Here is an 18,674-nt window from a genome sequence, read left to right on the forward strand (position 1 = left end):
CCTCCTTCCTAGATATATACCTCACCTACTGCTGTGATCCGACTGTTTCCGCTGTTATTCGATAGCTTATACAAACGACCGTTTTCAACTTGGAATTTTTCAGTCGCATTCCCTTCAATCCAGACTGGAACGGTAAACATTTGTGGAAACCCTTCTCTTACCTTGTCTGGAAGAATTGCAACAGCGTTGCTGGTACTTGCTCCATTGGCTGAACCATTCCAAACAAATTGATCAAATCGAATTAGAATCCTGTTCATGTAACGTTTTAAATAGATATCACCAGCAGTCCCTTTTAATCTGGTCACTTTAAGCCATCCAGTATCATAAAGCATTTCAGCAGACAGAGATCCAGCAAACCCTGCCTCTCGATTGTTCAATTGAATCAAATCAAAAGTCATGGAAGCTGATGCGATAAGTTTTGTTTGGTCTCCAATTGAATTTCCTTCATATCTGGACATATGGATAAATTGATCACTGATCACTTGTTCGTAGGATTGAATGATTACGCCGGATGAATTACGAATGACTCCAGCATTTCTAGTTTCTGCGTCTTTAATCGTTAGTTCACCAATTTTTATTGTTCCATCATCGTATCTCCGTGTGTAGGGATTCGAAAACTCTGAACCAACAATCAGCGCGCCTTCAACACGTTTAAACACGCCGTTTTCAATTTGCACATTACTTGCAATCAAGTTATCAATTGAAATCCCCCAATGTATCCATTTTGTGCCGTCCCATTTGTACACTGTACTTGTTGTGTCATTCGGATCTTGCCACAAGTCTTCTTTTGCTGGATTAGTTGGTGCTGTGGCAGAAATGATGATCGCATCTTTCCCTTGCTGAGCGACAAGATAGAAATAAGCACTGTAGGTATTATCCGTATATTTGAACCTTGTTCTTGTCCACATATACCAGCCCGCTTTAGGTGTGGGTCTTGTCCCTGACCATCCAGACGTTGGCGGAGTTGTTCCATCTTGAGAAATAGCATAGCTGATTTCCTCTGCAGTAACCCCTTTGCCGGGGTTCCCTGTTGCCCCTTGTAAAGATAGAGCGTAAGAAAACTGCTTCGTAAATGTTTTGCCATCAGCTGTGATTGTGATTGGCACGGTACCGCTTTTTGATACTAATGCGGTTGTAGCTGTTAATGTGATTATTGATCCACTCACACTAGAGGAGAGTCCTGTCGGCTTAGTTCCTACAGTAATGCTAGTAGGCGTAATTTTATTGATGCCTTTATATACGATCACTTCTGTTGTTGTTGATCCAGCCAATGCTGCAGTTGTTGATCCCGCAAAGGTGTAGGATTCGTTCGTAAGAAACACAGTATAAGCATCTGATCCAGGAGGTCCTTCTCCACCGTCTTTGATTCTAGAAATGGTGAATACATCGCTCACAGTCGAATCAGCCGCCTTGATGGTGAATGTATCAAATGTCGCAGTAACTGGATTAATCGTAACCGTATTACCTGATCGAGTAACACCAGTCGGCACAGCTGAACCAAAATTCCCACCGTTTAGACTATACGTCCAATTTGAGATAGCGGTGTTCACTGCAGTTCCGGTCACAGTAAAACTAGAAGCTGGAGTGATCTTTCCATCTTTATCAACTGTGATCGCTTGTGTTGTTCCTGATAAAGAAATGAGTGGTGCAGGATCACCTTTATCACCTTTGGAACCTTTCGTCAATGACCACGTATAATCACTTGGCTTTTTACTATCTGCTTCCGTAAAATCAACATACTGCCCAATATAATCCCCACCGTCTTCCCCGCCATTTCCAGTAAACGTCAATCCACCATCATTCGAGTATTTGATATGCAGATACGATGTCTTTCCGTCTGGTCCTGGTTCTCCAGGAATACCAATACCAGGATCGCCTTTCGTTTGTTGCCACTTATAAACGCTTGGACTGGTAGGTGCAACGTTCGTTTCCGTTGTAGCATAACCAGTATATTTAGCATTTGCTGGATCTGTAGTCATTCCTGATCCATCGGCATTCTGAGAGTATCTTATCCATAGATAAGCACTCTTCCCATTTTGACCGGGTTGTCCGTCAAAATAATCAACATTTTTTACCGGTGTATAACCGTCTTTTCCTTGTGGCCCCATGAAAGGCGTCCACGGTCTGTAATCGTCAGGGTTGTCTGATGCAATATCATCAATGCTTGAGTAAAAACCTTCCCACTTTGGATAGGCGTTCTCATAGTTTTCAGAGGGTTTAGGCGTATAAGGAAGTGCTGAATTACCCTCGGAAAGTTTAGGCCTTCTGACTCTGATAGTCGCTATAACATCTTGCGAGATAGCTAGTGTGAACTGTACTGTAGTAAGAGCCCCCCCTAACGATGTTCCTGTAGCGGTTATAGTTTGCCACTGACCTACCTTTGTTAAGTCGATGTCAACCGCTGGGTCATCTTTATATGTTGTTCCATTGTTAGACCTAAAGAAAATATTTGTTCGCCCAGTGTTCGCACCACTAGCAGACTCAACATACACCTCCATTGATATTGAGTAGGCAGTGTTTGGCTTAAAACCAGCTACATCAAGACTATGATTGAAAGTACCTCTGGAGCTTTGGACAGCTGCCTTCTTAAGAGTTATATATTCCGGAGAATAAGTTGCTACAACACCTGTACCTACTGCCCAGCCATCTAATCCTTCTTTCAGTTCACTATTGGTCAGCAAATTTTCACTTGGATAAACCTTTGTAAACGTTCCGTCTGCCATCAAATATCCACGATGTGGGTAGTATGTTTCACCGGGTTCCCCTTTTTTACCATCATCAATATTGGTAACCGTCACCTCAGCACCACCACGCACGTTCCCCGAATCGTCTGCTACTTCAAAACGAAAGACTGCTTTTTCTTCGATATCTGCAGCATTGATCGTCACTGTCTTGGTATTTGAAAAAAAAGTGCCATCTTTATACCATTTCAGACTAAAGGTATCTGTTACATCCTTGATACCATCTCTAACACGAGCAGTTAATGTGGTACTGCCGAATCCATTCTTAAAAGTCACCCCATCACTAGTAATGATTTCATTCGTAAAGACTTTATTTGCTTCGATTAGTTTTCGCATTCGAGCAAGCAAATCATTACTGATTTCGGATTCTTTTTGAACAAAGTTAGTAAACGTTGTCCGATCACTAGATGTCACACCTAATACAAGAGACTCGGTCTGCTCATAAACCCTGGCTTCAAGATAAAGGGGGGGATTATAATAAACTGAATCTTCTAATGAGAACGTATCTCCTGGATCACTGTCAAAATATCCTTGTGTTTCATAATCAACCTTGATCTGACTTATTTTTTTTAACTCAGAAAGCATGTACCCTTTTAAAGCTTCAACGGTGGTATATTCTGTTTCTCCTCGATCATCAAATAAATACCCATCATCTTTTTTGTTAGTGTTTGACGGAATTTTATTTCTTGCCTGCAAAGCTCGGATACCGTTATCGCCTTTTTTACTGAAATACAGAATGTTTCCATCAGCATCACGTTCTTCAAATTCGAGATTTACGATTGAAAGCCCATCTTTTCCAGTAGCACGAATGGCTGTATAAAACTCGTCAGCAGAATCTTTTTGATTGATTACTTTTAACTCTTTTCCTACTCGAAGAGTTGTATCACGTTTATCTTGACCTAATCCTTGATGGGTATCAGTGTGTTCTTTATAAATATTGATCACATGACATTTTAGAGAATAATCATCGTTTGTCTCTGTAACTAAACCAAGTTCTGCGCCAATCTGATTAGCAGCTGAATATAAGCGATCTTTTTTATTCTGAATGCCATCCCAGCTAAAAACCATCTTTTTATCTGGCATTTCGTTAATCCCGATTTCAAGAGTTCCTTCGGAATCAATTACTTTGATTATTTCCTCAATCGTCATCGCTTTTGGCGAAGTATAAGCAGGCATTTTTTCTTTGTATAGCTCCCATGTAAGTGAAAAAGCGACAAGTTCTTTATAATAACCATCTCTGCCTGTTTGGCTGATATTCAGCCAATAATCACGGTTTTTATATACAAAGGAGAGTTTATTTCCAACGGTAACAAACGAGGCTTCAGGATGTTTGTTGTTTATACGCATGACTAACGCTGTCGTATCTCCCTCGAAAAATCTTGTCAGGTCAGCTTTATCAAAGTGAATGGCTCCGACAGCAGAATTGTCCATATAGGTTAGGGTTTCACTGTCATGGGAATCTCTTACTGCAATACGTACGTTTTCAGTTGTCATACCCAAGCCTCCCTTATTTCTGCTGTTGCGGATTCCAATTCGGCAAAACTGGATAATGCGAGTTGAACTTTTGTTTTGCCAGGCGGAACTTTGAACCATTTCGTGCCTTTTACTTCATCTTTCCCTTGCGGGAGATTATCTACATAAAGTTTCGTTTCAGTACCGTTAATATAAATATCTGAGTTGGCTGCATAACGATTGACAAGATCAATCCATTTAACGATATTTAGTTTCTGAAAAACAAATTTCTTGAGAAATAGCATCGATACGTATTTCTCATTAATAATTCGATTGCCATGTTGGCCAATAAAAACTTGGCACCCCACCACTTTTTTGTTAAGCAGGTCGGTGTTTTCAGATCTAAATTTTTTCCCTAGTAAAAATACCTCAATAGAACTTCCAATTTTGGTGATCGAAAAATACCCTTTATCTTGACGAAAAGGGTTGACTGCATCACTGCTTGCTATGAATGATGTTGATCCCATTGCTTTGCCAGGTACTCCCCAACTCGCAATAGAAGTGTAACTCGTGACTGTATTTTTCCAAACCACGAAAGAAAAAACTGCTTCTTCATTTTCATCAAAAAAGCAAAGTGTGATTGCTCCTGATTGATCGTACAAGAAAGCTTCAAACCCGATTTCTGAGTACAGATACCAATTGTCTGACCCAAGTTCACCATTAGAATCAGCTGCAAAGCGAACGTCTAACACTCCTCCGTGCCAATTTAATCCAGATCCGACTTTATCAAGTGTGATTATCTGTTTTCCGTTATAAGTACTGAATCTTAGAGATCCATTGATCGCATTGAATGGGTTTTCCAGATTTTTTTGTATCGTTCGCGTCCAATTTGAAAATGAAGGAGCAGAACTTAAAATTTCCTTCGTTTTAGTATCGTCATAACCGTCTATCTCCTCAATCTTTCCGAACTGCATCACCCCATGTTCAGAGATTAGGCCAATGAAACCACTCTCTTTTTTGAGTTTGATGTGATAGTCAACAGCTACTTCTTCTGTTCCTTCATTATTGATTTCAAATTCCCAAACTCCCTCATCATTCAATTCTGCATTAATAGGCTTAATTGTTGATGAGTGGGAAATACCATCGGGGACAATCCAGTTAATTGTCCCCTTACCGATAAAAGATTTTTCAGATACTTTTGTGTCCCCTGAAGGTAAAGCCCAATAATATTTGTTTGGTTCATCCATGAAAACAAGCTTTTTGGGTTCTTTTACGTTAAGGATTCCCGCAAGTGCTCGTCTTTTTGAGATTAAGTCATATCTTAAAATAAACGGCATTGGTATAGTATTTTCATTGTATGAAGTAGTTAAATATTCTTTTCCCTTCACACCATCTCCAGTTTTTGCGAGTTTGACTTCTCTCTCAGCACCTAGATTTCTTTGAAAATCGCTCAAAACTGATAAATACTCGGTGATATCATAACCATCAAAAAAAACTTGTAGCATAATTACTCATACCTCCTTGCGACTCTCTGAATATAGGATTGCTGATCTAATTCTTCCTTGGTGAAAACAGCAGTTTGTTCTGCCCAAGCTTTTCCATCTGTTTCGATAGTATTTTTTAATACAATGTAATCGGGTGTTGAATTTTGTGTGTCTTGTTTATTAAATATATTTTTAATGATTTGGTTTGCAGGATCAATTGCATTGGCTTTTGAAACGCCTGAAGCAAGTTCTGGTGCCAGTCTTCCATTAATCAATGCATCCATTGCTGGTATTTTACTAGGTATATTTGCTACTAAATCGTTAAAATAGTTTGAATCAAACTCGGATTCTATACCCTTTTGCAACTCATTAGCCCATGTAGAGACATCTGACTTAACTTCAGAAAAACCGTTTATAAGTCCTTCTTTTAAGCCACTAACTAAGGCTAACCCATTTTCAATAAGAACTTTTTTGTCGTATGGAATAGGTCCTTTTAAACTTGCTATCGTATCCGCCCATCCGGATACAGTTCTTTTTACATTCTCAAATCCAGACATCAATCCACTTAGTAAACCATCAACCAACGCAATACCATTGTTAATCAATGCACCACCTGGTAATGCGCCAATTAAAGCGTTTAATAGATTGGCGCCTGCCTCTCTCATAGCTGATTGGTTATTACGAATATTATTAGCTAGCCCATTTACCAATGTAATACCGGCTTTAAATAATCGATCCTGTGCTCTTAGGATCCCTCTAACAGTGGCATCTACAATATCCATGCCTGCACTAACGATTCGGTCAATGTTATTAGCGATACCTTTTAAAATTTGAACAATAAGATTAACCCCTGCAGTAACAACATCTCCTGCTTTTGAAGCCAATCCATTTATAAACTGAACAATTAAATTAAGAGCTGCAGAAACGATATCAGGCATCTTGGAAGCTAGACCACTCAAGAAATTAATTAAAAGGTCCGCTCCTGCAGCTACTATACTTGGCAACTGTCCTGATAATGCCGTAAGGAACGTCACGATCAGTGTGCCAACAGCAGCTACTAGATCAGGAAGCTTTTGGGCAATACCATCAAGAATAGCAATTATTAGAGACATCCCAGCTACAACTATTTCTGGAACGTGCTCTGTCAATGCAGTTAACCATGTTACTATCAAAGTCGCTGCCGATTCTATCAAAGCTGGTAGTTGCTCAGTGATGCCATCTAGTAAGGCCAGAATCAATGCTCCACCAGCAACAATGATTTGTGGTAGCCCTGCTGTTAAAGCTGCTAATAAAGCCACAATGATTGCTGTTGCTGATAAAGCGATTTGCGGTACTAGAATAAGCATAGCTGCGGTGAACGCCATAATTAGTTGACTGGCAGACATTGCTAGTGAAGGTAGACCTTGTGCAATTCCAGATACAATAGCAGCAACTATTTGCAATCCTCCTGAGATAATACCAGGTAATGCAGAAGCAATAGCAGCGAGAATGCCCTCAATTGCTTTGCCAGCAGAACTTCCCACTTTTGGTCCATTGCTTTCTAGACCCGATGCAAGAGAATCAAAAGCATCGATTATTTTACCGATTCCTTTAGAAACATCTCCGCCTCCTAGAGCCTTTGCAATTAGTTCAAACGCTTTGATAAACAATCCAATAGGTCCAAGTAGTCCAAGAAAAACTGACTGCAGGATTTTAAGAGCAATTCCAAATGGATCTATTGATTTTTCACCACTTTTGAATCCGTTTATCAATGAGCGGATTCCTAAAGCGATTTTGGTCATTCCGTTCCACAAGCTTTCAGGAAATACCTCCAAAAAATCTGCTTTTAAATTGGTTACACTTACCGAGAAATCATCAAGCGCTATTGCTTTGAAAGCTTTAGCAAGAGTTGAAATTCCTTGTACTATTCCTTTAGTGCTTTGTGCGAATGATGTCATGCCGTTCCATAGAGATTCAGGGAATAGTTTGACGAACTGATCATGTAAATCAGAAAGACTTACACTGAAGTCGTTGAAAACAATCGCTTTAAAAGCTTGTGCGAGCAACTTAATGCCTTCGATAACATCTCCAACAGGAGCCATAAAAGATTGTAAGGTCTTGACCGCCCCATTAACCTTCTCTCTAAAGGTATCACTCGTGTTGTAAAAATAGATAAAAGCAGTTACCAATGCTCCTATTGCTAGAACAACTAGAGAAACCGGACTTGTGAGTGCCATAAAGCCAACTTTTACACCAGACATGATTGCCTTCAATTTCGCAAAATTGTTTGCTGCGAGATATGCTGCTCCTAATGCTGCGGCTAAAGTAGTTACTGCACCTACAACAACATATACAAGCGCAGGATTTTCCCTAAACACTTCTGCTAGTTTTGCCATCGCTCCACTAATTTTTTGAACAATTGCAAGAAATGGATCAAGCAACGGCGCACCAAAAGCTGCCCCTAAATCCGTGATGGCTTGTTTCATATTTCCGATAACGTTCTCTAGACCGCCACCTTCACGTGCAGCTTGTCCTAATGCTCCTGATAATTTGTTACCATCCTCCACCATTTGTAAAAGTGTTAACTGTTTCTGGGCTTCGGATAAGTCGTTAAATGATTTGCCGTAAAGCTTATTTGCAGCTGCATTTCGTGTTGTTTCAGTAGATGAAATCCCAAGTGCTGCATCGTTTTCGTAGTTTCCTTTTAAATACGACTGTAAACTCTCAGAGACTTCGCCAATTGATTTATCATAAAAAGCAGCGCTGTCGGCTGCCGCTTTAGTTGCTCGGCTAGTTAAATCTAATGCATCTGCTGTATCCATCCCAGTGGTTTTTGCAAATGCTGCCATAGAAGTGAAGGCGGGTTTCAAACGATTAGGCAGAATATTTGTTTCTTTAGAGATTGAATCAATGCTACTTTGAGCATTCTTTTCCAAATTGCCGAATACTTGTGAGAATTGCGCATCCATAGCTTGCATATCAGCTGCTGATTTGATTGAAAAACCGGCAACAGCAGTACCGACAGCTAAAATGCTCAAGCTAGCTTTTTTGGCAAACTCAACAGATTGTTCAGAAAGTGAGTTGAAGGCTTTGGACTTTCCAATCTTGTTGTCTAACTGTTGAGCCGCTTCATTACCAAAATCTTGATACTGCTTTCGTGCTTTGTCGGTATTAAATTCGACATCAATGATTACGGAACCATCATTCATCCTTCACCTCACCTCTTTCTTCTTGTTTTTTCAACATGTATTCTCGTTTTTGCTTAAGGTCCATCATTTCAAATTCCAAGTTTGCTCGATATTCTTTCAAAGCCACCGCTAATTTTGCTTTTCTTATTTCTTCAATTTCATCTGGTGTGGCTTTTTCTGGGTACTCCATCATGCGAATCTTGATGACATTTTTAAACTTGGTATTCTCAGACAAACCAGCTAATAAATGGTTGAACTTATCCCAATGCAGTGTTCCCTTGCTTCTTTCCACCATCAAATCCATCCCATAATCCATCAAAAAAGAGGAATAGATGTAGCCAGAATCCTGTTCGAATTCATACCACTTCTTTTCCTCGTCCTCTAAAATATTTCCTTTTAAGTCACGTTTGACTGTTGTGCTTTCAAATTGATCCCCAGCAATCCTTTTGATAATAGCGTTTGATAATGGAATTAAATCATCCTGTGGAATAATGTCTGCTAGTTCTTCGATCGTTTCGGGAATTGCTTCTGCCCAATCATGGGATAAAATTAGGATAATGGAATATAGTACTTTTCCTTCTTTAGATAATTCGGGATCTTTCCACATTTCGTACCATCGGAGAACACGAGAAAATTCTAGATTTAATTCATAAGTGTTTTCATTGATTACGACCGAATCATCAATACCCCAAGCAAGAGATAATGCCATAAAGCATCACCTCTATTTCTTTTTACCGTCGATATAGGATTGTGCTTTTTGTTTCGTTTGAAGCTTTTTGTATTGATCGGCAACTTCAAGGAATGCCCCGACAACTAAATCAATTTCATCATCTGCAGCATCCATCAGCTTATCGAAAGCCCCCTCACCTAACACTAGATCAATAACGTCTTTGACAACGGACTCAACCTTCTTATTAGCTTCAACGATTGCTTCGTAATCACCTGATTCAGAAGCTGTTTTAATAACCTTTTCTTGCTCTTGAATAACTTCAAGCATTTTGGGTAATTCTGACAAATACTGATCACGATATTTCTTACCTGTTTTTATACCGAAATCTAAACCCGCAATTCTTACTGGTTGAACCTGCTTCTTAAAACCTACCTCGATTAAATTGTTTTTTGACATTTGTAATTCCTCCTATTTTTTTATGTAAAATAAAAAGGCTAGTACAATGACTAGCCTTCTGGGGTTGTATCTGGTTTGGTATCTTCTGGAACACCATTGAAAGATACTTGCATTTCAAAGTTACCACGGTTGTTTGGTCCCCCGCCGGTATGAACGATACCTGACAAGGTAACATTACCTTGAATTACACGACCATCTGGCTCAGTATGACGGAAGAAAACAATTCGATCTTGTCCAGCTTTGTTTAAGCGATCGCGTACAAATTCTTGCGCTGCATCAGTGGCATATTTTCGATGACCTGTAAAAGCATAAACACCAGTAACACGTGTGATATCGGTGTTTGATCCACCTTTATCACCGTAATATTCATATGTTTCAGATGATTCATCTTGGGAAGGTGTTGCTTCCTGAATACCATCTGCTAGCTCGTGAACGGTCGTAGGTGGCACAAGTTTTCCGTTTTCACCAACCGTTGCAGCTACACCGATTTCATATTTGTTCATCCAGTTAGGTGAATAGCCTTCACCAGCTGCAAAATACTGTAAATTCATTTTCATGAAATTTCCTCCTATTTACTTATATTTAATCGAACAGTTAGTACATAAAGATATGCATCATGTTCTTGAATTCCTAAATTTCTAGGTTGTGTGTAAACTTCGCTCGAATCAAACAAAAATGAGCCATCATTCGAGCGAAGTGTGACCCATTCACCATTTTCTTTTCTTGGCAATTTATCAAAGCTATCTGCAATCTTCCAAGCATCGTTAAAAGCTTGTGATTGGTTTGTGTTTTTGATAATGATTTGAACCATGAACGGAATTTGCCTGTTTCTAGCCAAGTCCTGCTGTCCTTGTCCGGATGCGATCCCTTGTATAGATAAATCTCGTTCATTGTCCTGAGGAGGTTTGTCTTCTTGAATGATTTGCTTCCCAGTGCTTGTTAATCTTGGTGTTTCAAGTTCTAATAATCGTAAGTGATCAGCAATTCGTGCAAATAAATCCATCACAGAGCCTCCTTAATTGCTTTTTCTGCCACATCCAGCACTTCATCCATATCTTGAGCTTTCGCAACCTCAGCCCATCGTATGGATGCTTGAGGATTGTGGTTTTTAGATGGGGTTCCCCTATAATATGCGTACCCAGCATACTCTGTACCCCATACCAGTTTTCCTTTTGGGAAATCACTATCAACCCAAACACTAGCTTCGGTTGCCCCAGTGTCTTTCTTAACATACTGATTAGCCGCTTTAGCAAATGCGATTGCGGTCGGATTCAGAGCGGATTCGATAGCTCTCTCAATACGATCGAAATTACCTTCAAATCTTCCGCTCATTGCAACATCACCTCAATATGATGTGGATCTAACTGGTCCGTGAAAACCTCATAGCATTCAACGATTTTTAGTTTGCGGTTTTGAAATGTAATTGTTCCATCCTCGCTAGGATTTACAAAAGGTTTTGAATTAACAGCATCGACGTACAAAATGCCGTTAGTCAAAACCTCTGTATTATCCGTTTTTATAATTCTTTTTCGCTTAGGAGTAAACCTCACATGTTCAATCTTTTGTGGGTTAGGTAGTTCACCACTTCCCATTGAGCCATCATCATCAGGCTTTGGAGCCTGATAGATAACCTCATGAATCAACAAGTGTTTAGGTATTGGCTTAAATGACACCGATCCTCACACTCCTTTTTCTCAAAAGACCGGTTCCCTCTAGATATGAAAGACAATTTGGAGCGACCCGATTGGCTTGCTTACTCGTTGACGTTGTTGCGCTAGAATAGCTAAACCCACCAATAGAAGCGCTTTGGCCGCTCAAAGTATTTCCTGTAACATCAAGATCTATACCTTCAACTTGATAGTATTCAATTTGAGCACAACATGCTTTTTTAATCAGCAGCTGTACATGTTCTGAAAATTTATCCAAACCAATTTTAGGCACTTGATAGCTTGTCAAAGAATCAATAATGTCCGAAGCCCTTTTCGATAGACGAGAAAAGTCCTTATCATCAACAGGGGTTCCCTCGTAATCATCCTTATAAAAGACTTCATCAACATAAGGTTCAGACATGATCTTCACCTACTTTTCTTTTTTGTCTTCCTTCTGGTCGTCTTTGCCGGCTTTCTTGTCATCTTTCTTTTCTTCAGCACGTTCTAAGAAAGAATCATCTAGATTTACAGCAACTTCTTCAGCACGTTTAACGGTCATATCAATGACCGTCCCTGCTTCATAAACTTCTTTAGTTTCTTTATCACGGAATTTTTTTAAAACGTTGTATTTTGCCATGTTTTTCACCGTTCCCTTTCTTATCCTTCTGGAGTAGCGTCAATACCGAAGTAAGCTAGTGCTTTAGGTTCACGAATGATGAAGTCAATATCATCAAGCATGAAGTGATATGTTGCCTGTTTTGCAACGGCACGACTGTCTTGAGCAGCAGTTGTCAATGTAACAGTTAAACCAGAAACTACAGCTAGGTTTTCATATGGAGTAAACAGAATTACATTGTTTTCCATAGACTCGACAACTTCGACGCCAAATCCGCCGATATTGCGTAGAGCACCATCCACGAGCACTGCATCACCCAAAGCAGTATTTCGATTTTGTAATTCAACAACATAGTTTGTTGCTGTCGCTTGAGACATAAAGAACTTAAATGTTCCTTGACGCAAATATTTTGGGTCAATTCTAGCAGTTGCAGCTGTTAGCTCTTGAATCGTTGGCAATTTTGCACCTTCTACTTTAACTTCAGCAGATGCTTTAGCCATTTTGATGTAACCATCATTTAACTTCACGAATGCATCAGATGAAGATTCATCCCCATTAAATGCTAGATCTTGCAAATCCGCTGCATACTGAGCTTGCATTAGTGAAAGTAACGCTTGACGGACATCTTGCCCACGAGTACGAGCGGTATAAAATGTATTGCTGTTCTCGATCCATGTATCCAAGTAAACCGGAACAAGAGAGAATGGTACTGTGTCTTCTTCTTTGATATCCGTGCCAGTATCTTCAGTGTTAATACCTAGATGTTTTTTCAATGTACGCTTTTTAACACCTAATTTATCCAAAGATCCTGTACCTGATTTGGCAAAATGGACAAATAATTTCCCGATAGTTCCTGCAGTTGCAACTGCATCTAAGAAGAACGCTCGAGCATTGTCTTCACGTAAGGTAACGTTGTTACCAGCTTTCAAGATTGCGTTCATTTGTTTGATCAATGTTTCGTTCGATAAAACGTTTGTCATTTGTGTTTCCCCCTTTATTCAGAAATTGGGAAAGCAGCGTCCACATAAGATGGTACAACCGATTTCTCAACTGTTTCTGTATAATTTTGTTCTGCATTGTTGCTGATTCGAGATTTTTCTAGATTCTCGATCTTCGCATTCAAAGGTGCTACAGCTTCTGAAACAGCCTTAGCAATAGCATCAGCATCTAATTCAACGCTGGCTTCTGAATTCGCTGTTTCTGGTTTTTCATCTGATTTATCGCCTTTTTCCAAAGCTGACAAACGATCGCTTACTGGTTTCAGCGCTTCGCCGAGTGCTTTTTTTAACTGTTCTTCTGTCATTTCCTCATCCTCCTCGGATTTGTTTGTACTAAAAAAGGACTTAACCGTTTCGATTAGTCCTTGTTTGGTAATTGATTTAGTTGTATTTATTGTGCCGATAAGTGTGGATAACTCGCCGATTTCCGACTGAATGCTGGCGACTTTATCCGCATCGCTGTCTGTGTAGTTGTCCAAGATTGACCAAGTGGCCGATCTGAAAGCATCGATCGCCGCATTAACATCCCGATAGGTTTTACCTCTTTCAAAGTTATCGGCAGTCTGCTTCTGAACTTCTTCGACCTGAGCTGTACCGGCCAATGAATATCCTGTAAAATCACCTTTCTGTATTGACTCCCACATTTCATCAGTAGCTTTAGTGACAAGTACCCACGTTCCTTTTGTGATTGTGGTTTCGCCGATAGTCATATCAACAGGGGCAACGTAACTCTCTACTACTTTTCCAGCATTCGTAGTGAAATCGTGCTGTTTGTCAATCTGTTGATAATCCGCCATGAATCCATGTGCAGCCTTCTCGATTGTGTCAGCATCCATGAAATCTCCATGAACATCTTCAACATCAGGCTCATAAACAACACCATATACAAGTTTTTGTGGATCATCTGATTTAGTAACCAACTTAACTTCGGTTTCAAAATTTGGTTTTAGGTCTTCGGCAGACTTAGTAAGAAAGAATGATTTCTTATTGGCTGCCTTATCCACATATGAAACATGTGTTACAAGAACGTTTTCTAGTTTTCGCATTTTCTCACCACCTTTCAAATTATTTTTTTATTTCTGGCACCACGAAACAGTGACAATGAATCGACTCTTTAGCAGATAGCATCGGATCACGAGGATAGCGGCAACTTTCACCATTAACGATGAAGTACTCGCCTTTAGCAATTGTTTGACCGTCCATCGCCTCGTGGCCCTTTCTCGGTTCTTTGATGCCATGAGTGTGGCGCCAAGTCATACCAATAACAGCATCATTTTGCATGAACGCTTCATACTGGCTGCCAGAGTACATCCTCAATCCCTCAGTGATTGCAGTTGTCCTGGCACGATTGCGAGAAAATTCAGGGAGTGAAGACAGCTTACTTTCTAACCATCGGAATCCTTTGCCTTCATCGAAGGATTCTTGAATCACTCCTACAAGAGCGTTCTCTGTAGTGACATCCATTAACTTTGGCAGTTTCCTAAGCCATTTTTCGATGTCTCTGTAGTGTTTGGTCTGATAATCAAAGTCTTCAGATCCGTCATACTTGGCATTAAACTCATCAAACAAGCCAAAAAAAGCTTTTCTCAGTTCTGGAATAACACTTTCTTCCATGTTTGATTTGAATGATCGTCCACGGAGCATAATTTTTATAGATAATTTGGTCGGTTTCTTTTTTCGATTCTCTACGAATTTCTTTACCTTTTCCCATACTTCCTCGTAATCAATCTGCAAGGTATCATCCATCTTATCCTCTGAATTTAAGATGAACGTAAGCAATATTGGGACAAATAAAAAGCCTGCTTTTTCTAAAAGCTTAGCCAGTTCATCATCTTCTTCTTTTTTTAGCTGTAAAGCGGCTTTGATTAACTCTTCATCATTCATTAACCTTCACACTCCGGATCATACGACGAATACCTGCTGCAACTTCACTTACTTCTCCTTCACCATATGCCTTAGCCACGTCCAATTCACCAAGATTAAACGCTGATAACGATGATTGTCTATTAAGCGGATAATTGTACTCTTCTCCATCAAAAGCTTCTAGAGGCTTGTTAAGGGCTTTTGAAAGGATGTCCCTCAAATCATTAGGAGCGACAGCATTTGCTTGGATAGCTGGTGTGAGGATTGCTTTCACATCCTCCATGTTTACAAGATTGGATGATTTCAGAAATACTTCAACATACTTGAATTCATATTCCCTAAAAAGCGAATTAATACGCCAGTCGTAAGATTCTCGCATAGGTTGAAACACTTGTTCTTCCGTCAGTTCTTTAGCAGTCTCAGCAGTAGCTCTTGTATAGTCGCTTGATCTTGCTACATAAATTGGGGGCAAACGGAATGCTCCGAGGACTGATTCAATGACGTTCTCATCATACTCAAGAAATAGAGCATCTTTTTGTAAGATGTCAGCTAGCTTCTCAATGTTAATGGCTGGCTTGTATTTATCTTCCCCATATCCTAACCCTTCTTCTGCAGGACTTACTTTTTCAGCTTCTAGCAATAAAAACTTATGCTGATTTTCTTCCCCACCAATTGCATTAGCATATGCTTGTAACGTGGATTCGGATTGTTCAGTCAGCTGCGCATTCTCTAGTGTGATAGCAAGAGGAATATGTCTTCCCTGAGTAAAATATCGATAGTTCAATTCGTCAGCTTTGCGATTTCCGAGTATTTTAATCAATGGACCTACCCAGCGAGGCTTGCCATAAGGATCTTGAAAATCACCATTTTTAAGGTGAATGATTTCAGTAGCTGTTCCTTGCCCCTCAGAACCCACGCTTCCATTTGAATTCAACGGAGTAGGGTCACCATAGGTTTTATACCACGTTCCAGATTCTTTAACAGAATCGTCCATAGAATCACGAAAAACAAAATAGCGGACCTTAATCTCTGATCCGTCCGCATTTATAACTCTATTTAGTTTGGTAACAGTCATGTACTCAGGCTTTACAGAATCAATTCCTACAACATCACCTTTAAGATTACGAATAACCTCAATATAGCCATTCCCGCATTCTTCAACATGTCGAATGACTTCTTCAATCACTTCTTTTGGCGGACGTTCAAAGGATAATTCTTTCAGAAGGATATCCAATTGATTCCACTCTGCCTTCATTTCTGCCGTTTCTTCGGTGTCGTCAACCTTGTAACGTATACCAAAACCAAATCCAGCCACGTTCGTTACATAAGCTTCAATTGATTGATTCAGAATGTCAGATATATCGGTGATTGATCGTAAAGTAGCAATATCATATGGTGGAGATAATTGGGTCAAATCTCTTCTTTGATCAAAACCACCTGCAGACTTAAACTTTAGAGTTCTTTTCTTCTCAATGCTCACGTTCTTTTTGATATATTCTTTAGGAACAGATCCTGACGATCCGCCACTAATAATTTTCGATGTCAAGAAACCACCTCCTAAAATGCTGTTTTTCTTTCTGTTCTTCTTGTTCGTATTGGTTTATGGTCCATCCGTACTAACGCTTGGGACATGCTGTCGACATCATCATCATGGTCTGCGTTAGGGAACGCCGTAAGTTCATCAAGTATTTCATCTGTATACGACTTCCAAAGAGGATGTGGAAGATACACATTCCCTGCTTCCCACAAAGGCGCTACAGCTTGAGCTCTTACTTCTTTACCACCTTGCGGATTAATTGCAACGATGCCTTTTATTTTCTTTTGCAGCATCTCAATAACCGCCGATCCATTTGCCTTGTCTTCAATCAGTTTCGCAATAGCATTTGGCCATTTAGATGTCATAACCTGAATGGCTTTCATTGTGTCAACAATCCCCATTCTCTCGTGATGACGATCTAGCAAATAGTTATCCACACCTGACCGCCCCCAAACTTGTCCAGAAACGTAATCTGATGTGTCTTTATCTTTAAAAGTACAGTCCCATGATTGCAATTGAATGTCGAATGAACTAGGCAATATTGCAACATCATCACCCAATCCAAGCTTAACTTTCATGTCTATTGTAGGTACATAAAATTTAGCCCATGACCTTTTAAAAATGTCCCCTCCCGCAGGTGTTGGTCTTTGTTGATATAGTGCAGCCCAACCACGAGAACCGGTTACAGCTTTTGTTTGCTCAGCCCACTCTTCATCTTTACCAATTTCAGGTGCCAATGCCTGTCCTGGCTTTCTTCCTAAAAGATCATTTTCTTCAGCAATAGCAGGAATTTTTATTTCAATCCAAGGAAGCTTCATTTCTTTAAGTAATCTACCCGCAAGGTCGTCTTCATGCCACCTAGTCATTATTACAATAACTGATCCATCAGCAGATAAACGAGAATAGAAAGTATCTTGCCATTCAGCGTAAATTTTATCTCTTATAGTTTTCGATTCCGCTTCTGCTCTGTTTTTGATTGGGTCATCTATTATGATTAAATTAGCACCACGACCTGTAGCACCACCAAGAATTGATGTGCTATATAGTTGACCTAAATGATCTTGTATCCCCCATTCTGAAACACTGGCAGTCTCCGAACTGATATTAAGATTAAACAATTCATCACTGTACAAACGGAATTTTTCTCGATTCTTTCTACCAAACTTTTTAAACAACTCTTCCGAATAAGAAACAACCATTGCTAACTTATCAGGATTTTTCATCAAATAATAAGCTGGAAATGTTTCTGTAATAAAAGTTGATTTACCATGTTGTGGTGGTAATTCAACAATAATAAATAGTCGTTCTCCCTCGGCAATTCGTTGTAAATAAGGAGCTACGTAATTTTGATGTGGCAATGGCCTGAATGTAGATCCGTGAGAATAATAAAAAAACTCGCCGTAATCTCTCCTTGCGAGTTCCTTTTGCGCTTCTTTTCTTACTGTCTCAGAATCAAGTTGTGTCTTTGCCATGAGCTAATCGCCTCAATTCCTCGGTGGTTAGCCCTGCATAAGGATTGGAAACTTTAAATTCTCCATCATGCTGCACAACTTGCTTGTCACGCCATTCATCAGGTTTTCTATTTTTCAACCAGAAAATTTGTGCAGTAGTATCAGGAATAACTTCCTTTGTTTTTTGCTTAACTAAAACTCTTTTTGTACGTGGAAAGTTCTCACGCGCTATATCGATGTCTTCGTCAGTAGCTTCTGGATTAGATTGTTTGAAAAATACGAGATAGTTTTGAAGCGCATTAAAATATTCATCTTCATCCATCTCATAAACAGCGTATTCATCTTCTGTATACGCATAACCTAGGGCCCTTTTAAGCAGTGCATTTTCAACTTGCCTATCAATAACCTCTTTTCCCTTTTTTAGGGCGTCAGAAATGTCAGAATACTTCTTTTTCCAATCGTAAAGCGTCGGACGTTGGATACCAATATTTTCCGCAATTTGTTCATCGGTAAGACCATCTCTGGCCCATCCTTCAATTTTCAGAAGGCCTTCTTTAGTCAGCCATTCCAAGTATTTTCCTTTTGCCATG

At 39.7% G+C, this 18,674-nt stretch carries 17 protein-coding genes; all 17 read right to left on the bottom strand.

Annotated features, from left to right (window positions below; genetic code table 11):
* Nucleotides 1-8: 8 nt before the first annotated feature.
* From P0G38_RS09190 to P0G38_RS09270, 17 genes are read right to left on the bottom strand one after another with little or no spacing between them, the layout of a single operon-like run.
* On the bottom strand, nucleotides 9-4,235 hold the full coding sequence (locus tag P0G38_RS09190; protein WP_275850299.1) for a hypothetical protein: 4,227 nt from the start codon (nucleotides 4,233-4,235) through the stop codon (nucleotides 9-11).
* Nucleotides 4,232-5,698, bottom strand: a complete 1,467-nt coding sequence (locus P0G38_RS09195; RefSeq protein ID WP_275850301.1) for a distal tail protein Dit — start codon at nucleotides 5,696-5,698, stop codon at nucleotides 4,232-4,234. Before P0G38_RS09195 ends, P0G38_RS09190 begins: the two co-directional genes overlap by 4 nt.
* 2 nt (nucleotides 5,699-5,700) lie before the next feature.
* The gene (locus P0G38_RS09200; protein WP_275850303.1) at nucleotides 5,701-8,865 is read right to left on the bottom strand and encodes a phage tail protein; all 3,165 of its coding nucleotides are present in this window, start codon (nucleotides 8,863-8,865) and stop codon (nucleotides 5,701-5,703) included.
* Nucleotides 8,858-9,553: a Gp15 family bacteriophage protein gene (locus P0G38_RS09205; RefSeq protein WP_275850304.1), complete on the bottom strand. Its 696-nt coding sequence runs from the start codon at nucleotides 9,551-9,553 to the stop codon at nucleotides 8,858-8,860. Before P0G38_RS09205 ends, P0G38_RS09200 begins: the two co-directional genes overlap by 8 nt.
* A gap of 12 nt (nucleotides 9,554-9,565) precedes the next feature.
* Nucleotides 9,566-9,970: a hypothetical protein gene (locus P0G38_RS09210; protein WP_118215310.1), complete on the bottom strand. Its 405-nt coding sequence runs from the start codon at nucleotides 9,968-9,970 to the stop codon at nucleotides 9,566-9,568.
* A 50-nt stretch (nucleotides 9,971-10,020) separates the two neighbouring features.
* The gene (locus P0G38_RS09215; RefSeq protein WP_275850307.1) at nucleotides 10,021-10,527 is read right to left on the bottom strand and encodes a phage tail tube protein; all 507 of its coding nucleotides are present in this window, start codon (nucleotides 10,525-10,527) and stop codon (nucleotides 10,021-10,023) included.
* 11 nt (nucleotides 10,528-10,538) lie between these two features.
* The gene (locus P0G38_RS09220; protein WP_195960926.1) at nucleotides 10,539-10,973 is read right to left on the bottom strand and encodes a phage tail terminator protein; all 435 of its coding nucleotides are present in this window, start codon (nucleotides 10,971-10,973) and stop codon (nucleotides 10,539-10,541) included.
* On the bottom strand, nucleotides 10,973-11,302 hold the full coding sequence (locus P0G38_RS09225; protein WP_142425074.1) for a hypothetical protein: 330 nt from the start codon (nucleotides 11,300-11,302) through the stop codon (nucleotides 10,973-10,975). Before P0G38_RS09225 ends, P0G38_RS09220 begins: the two co-directional genes overlap by 1 nt.
* Nucleotides 11,299-11,643: a putative minor capsid protein gene (locus P0G38_RS09230; RefSeq protein ID WP_010748250.1), complete on the bottom strand. Its 345-nt coding sequence runs from the start codon at nucleotides 11,641-11,643 to the stop codon at nucleotides 11,299-11,301. Before P0G38_RS09230 ends, P0G38_RS09225 begins: the two co-directional genes overlap by 4 nt.
* Complete coding sequence (locus P0G38_RS09235) at nucleotides 11,633-12,040, bottom strand: head-tail connector protein (RefSeq protein WP_275850314.1); 408 nt, start codon at nucleotides 12,038-12,040, stop codon at nucleotides 11,633-11,635. The genes P0G38_RS09230 and P0G38_RS09235 overlap by 11 nt, the downstream gene beginning before the upstream one ends.
* Nucleotides 12,041-12,049: 9 nt before the next feature.
* Nucleotides 12,050-12,256, bottom strand: coding sequence for a hypothetical protein (locus P0G38_RS09240; RefSeq protein ID WP_086332162.1), 207 nt, complete (start codon nucleotides 12,254-12,256; stop codon nucleotides 12,050-12,052).
* A 20-nt stretch (nucleotides 12,257-12,276) separates the two neighbouring features.
* Nucleotides 12,277-13,215 (bottom strand): phage capsid protein, encoded by a 939-nt coding sequence (locus P0G38_RS09245; protein WP_275850318.1) that lies wholly within the window; start codon nucleotides 13,213-13,215, stop codon nucleotides 12,277-12,279.
* Between the two features lie 14 nt (nucleotides 13,216-13,229).
* On the bottom strand, nucleotides 13,230-14,279 hold the full coding sequence (locus P0G38_RS09250) for an XkdF-like putative serine protease domain-containing protein (RefSeq protein ID WP_275850320.1): 1,050 nt from the start codon (nucleotides 14,277-14,279) through the stop codon (nucleotides 13,230-13,232).
* Nucleotides 14,280-14,298: 19 nt separating this feature from the next.
* Complete coding sequence (locus tag P0G38_RS09255; RefSeq protein WP_275850322.1) at nucleotides 14,299-15,117, bottom strand: phage minor head protein; 819 nt, start codon at nucleotides 15,115-15,117, stop codon at nucleotides 14,299-14,301.
* The gene (locus P0G38_RS09260) at nucleotides 15,110-16,642 is read right to left on the bottom strand and encodes a phage portal protein (RefSeq protein ID WP_275850324.1); all 1,533 of its coding nucleotides are present in this window, start codon (nucleotides 16,640-16,642) and stop codon (nucleotides 15,110-15,112) included. The genes P0G38_RS09255 and P0G38_RS09260 overlap by 8 nt, the downstream gene beginning before the upstream one ends.
* Before the next feature lie 11 nt (nucleotides 16,643-16,653).
* Complete coding sequence (terL, locus tag P0G38_RS09265) at nucleotides 16,654-18,105, bottom strand: phage terminase large subunit (RefSeq protein ID WP_201689995.1); 1,452 nt, start codon at nucleotides 18,103-18,105, stop codon at nucleotides 16,654-16,656.
* Complete coding sequence (locus P0G38_RS09270; RefSeq protein ID WP_275850329.1) at nucleotides 18,086-18,673, bottom strand: helix-turn-helix domain-containing protein; 588 nt, start codon at nucleotides 18,671-18,673, stop codon at nucleotides 18,086-18,088. The genes terL and P0G38_RS09270 overlap by 20 nt, the downstream gene beginning before the upstream one ends.
* Nucleotide 18,674: the final 1 nt, after the last annotated feature.

The sequence above is a fragment of the Enterococcus casseliflavus genome, assembly GCF_029215545.1.
GTDB classification, from domain to species: domain Bacteria; phylum Bacillota; class Bacilli; order Lactobacillales; family Enterococcaceae; genus Enterococcus_D; species Enterococcus_D casseliflavus.

Bases quoted from the DNA above. Each gene is read 5' to 3' on its own strand.
- P0G38_RS09190 (WP_275850299.1), bottom strand. From the start codon at position 4,235: ATGACAACTGAAAACGTACGTATTGCAGTAAGAGATTCCCATGACAGT.
- P0G38_RS09195 (WP_275850301.1), bottom strand. From the start codon at position 5,698: ATGCTACAAGTTTTTTTTGATGGTTATGATATCACCGAGTATTTATCA.
- P0G38_RS09200 (WP_275850303.1), bottom strand. From the start codon at position 8,865: ATGAATGATGGTTCCGTAATCATTGATGTCGAATTTAATACCGACAAA.
- P0G38_RS09205 (WP_275850304.1), bottom strand. From the start codon at position 9,553: ATGGCATTATCTCTTGCTTGGGGTATTGATGATTCGGTCGTAATCAAT.
- P0G38_RS09210 (WP_118215310.1), bottom strand. From the start codon at position 9,970: ATGTCAAAAAACAATTTAATCGAGGTAGGTTTTAAGAAGCAGGTTCAA.
- P0G38_RS09215 (WP_275850307.1), bottom strand. From the start codon at position 10,527: ATGAAAATGAATTTACAGTATTTTGCAGCTGGTGAAGGCTATTCACCT.
- P0G38_RS09220 (WP_195960926.1), bottom strand. From the start codon at position 10,973: ATGGATTTATTTGCACGAATTGCTGATCACTTACGATTATTAGAACTT.
- P0G38_RS09225 (WP_142425074.1), bottom strand. From the start codon at position 11,302: ATGAGCGGAAGATTTGAAGGTAATTTCGATCGTATTGAGAGAGCTATC.
- P0G38_RS09235 (WP_275850314.1), bottom strand. From the start codon at position 12,040: ATGTCTGAACCTTATGTTGATGAAGTCTTTTATAAGGATGATTACGAG.
- P0G38_RS09240 (WP_086332162.1), bottom strand. From the start codon at position 12,256: ATGGCAAAATACAACGTTTTAAAAAAATTCCGTGATAAAGAAACTAAA.
- P0G38_RS09245 (WP_275850318.1), bottom strand. From the start codon at position 13,215: ATGACAAACGTTTTATCGAACGAAACATTGATCAAACAAATGAACGCA.
- P0G38_RS09250 (WP_275850320.1), bottom strand. From the start codon at position 14,279: ATGCGAAAACTAGAAAACGTTCTTGTAACACATGTTTCATATGTGGAT.
- P0G38_RS09255 (WP_275850322.1), bottom strand. From the start codon at position 15,117: ATGAATGATGAAGAGTTAATCAAAGCCGCTTTACAGCTAAAAAAAGAA.
- terL (WP_201689995.1), bottom strand. From the start codon at position 18,105: ATGGCAAAGACACAACTTGATTCTGAGACAGTAAGAAAAGAAGCGCAA.
- P0G38_RS09270 (WP_275850329.1), bottom strand. From the start codon at position 18,673: ATGGCAAAAGGAAAATACTTGGAATGGCTGACTAAAGAAGGCCTTCTG.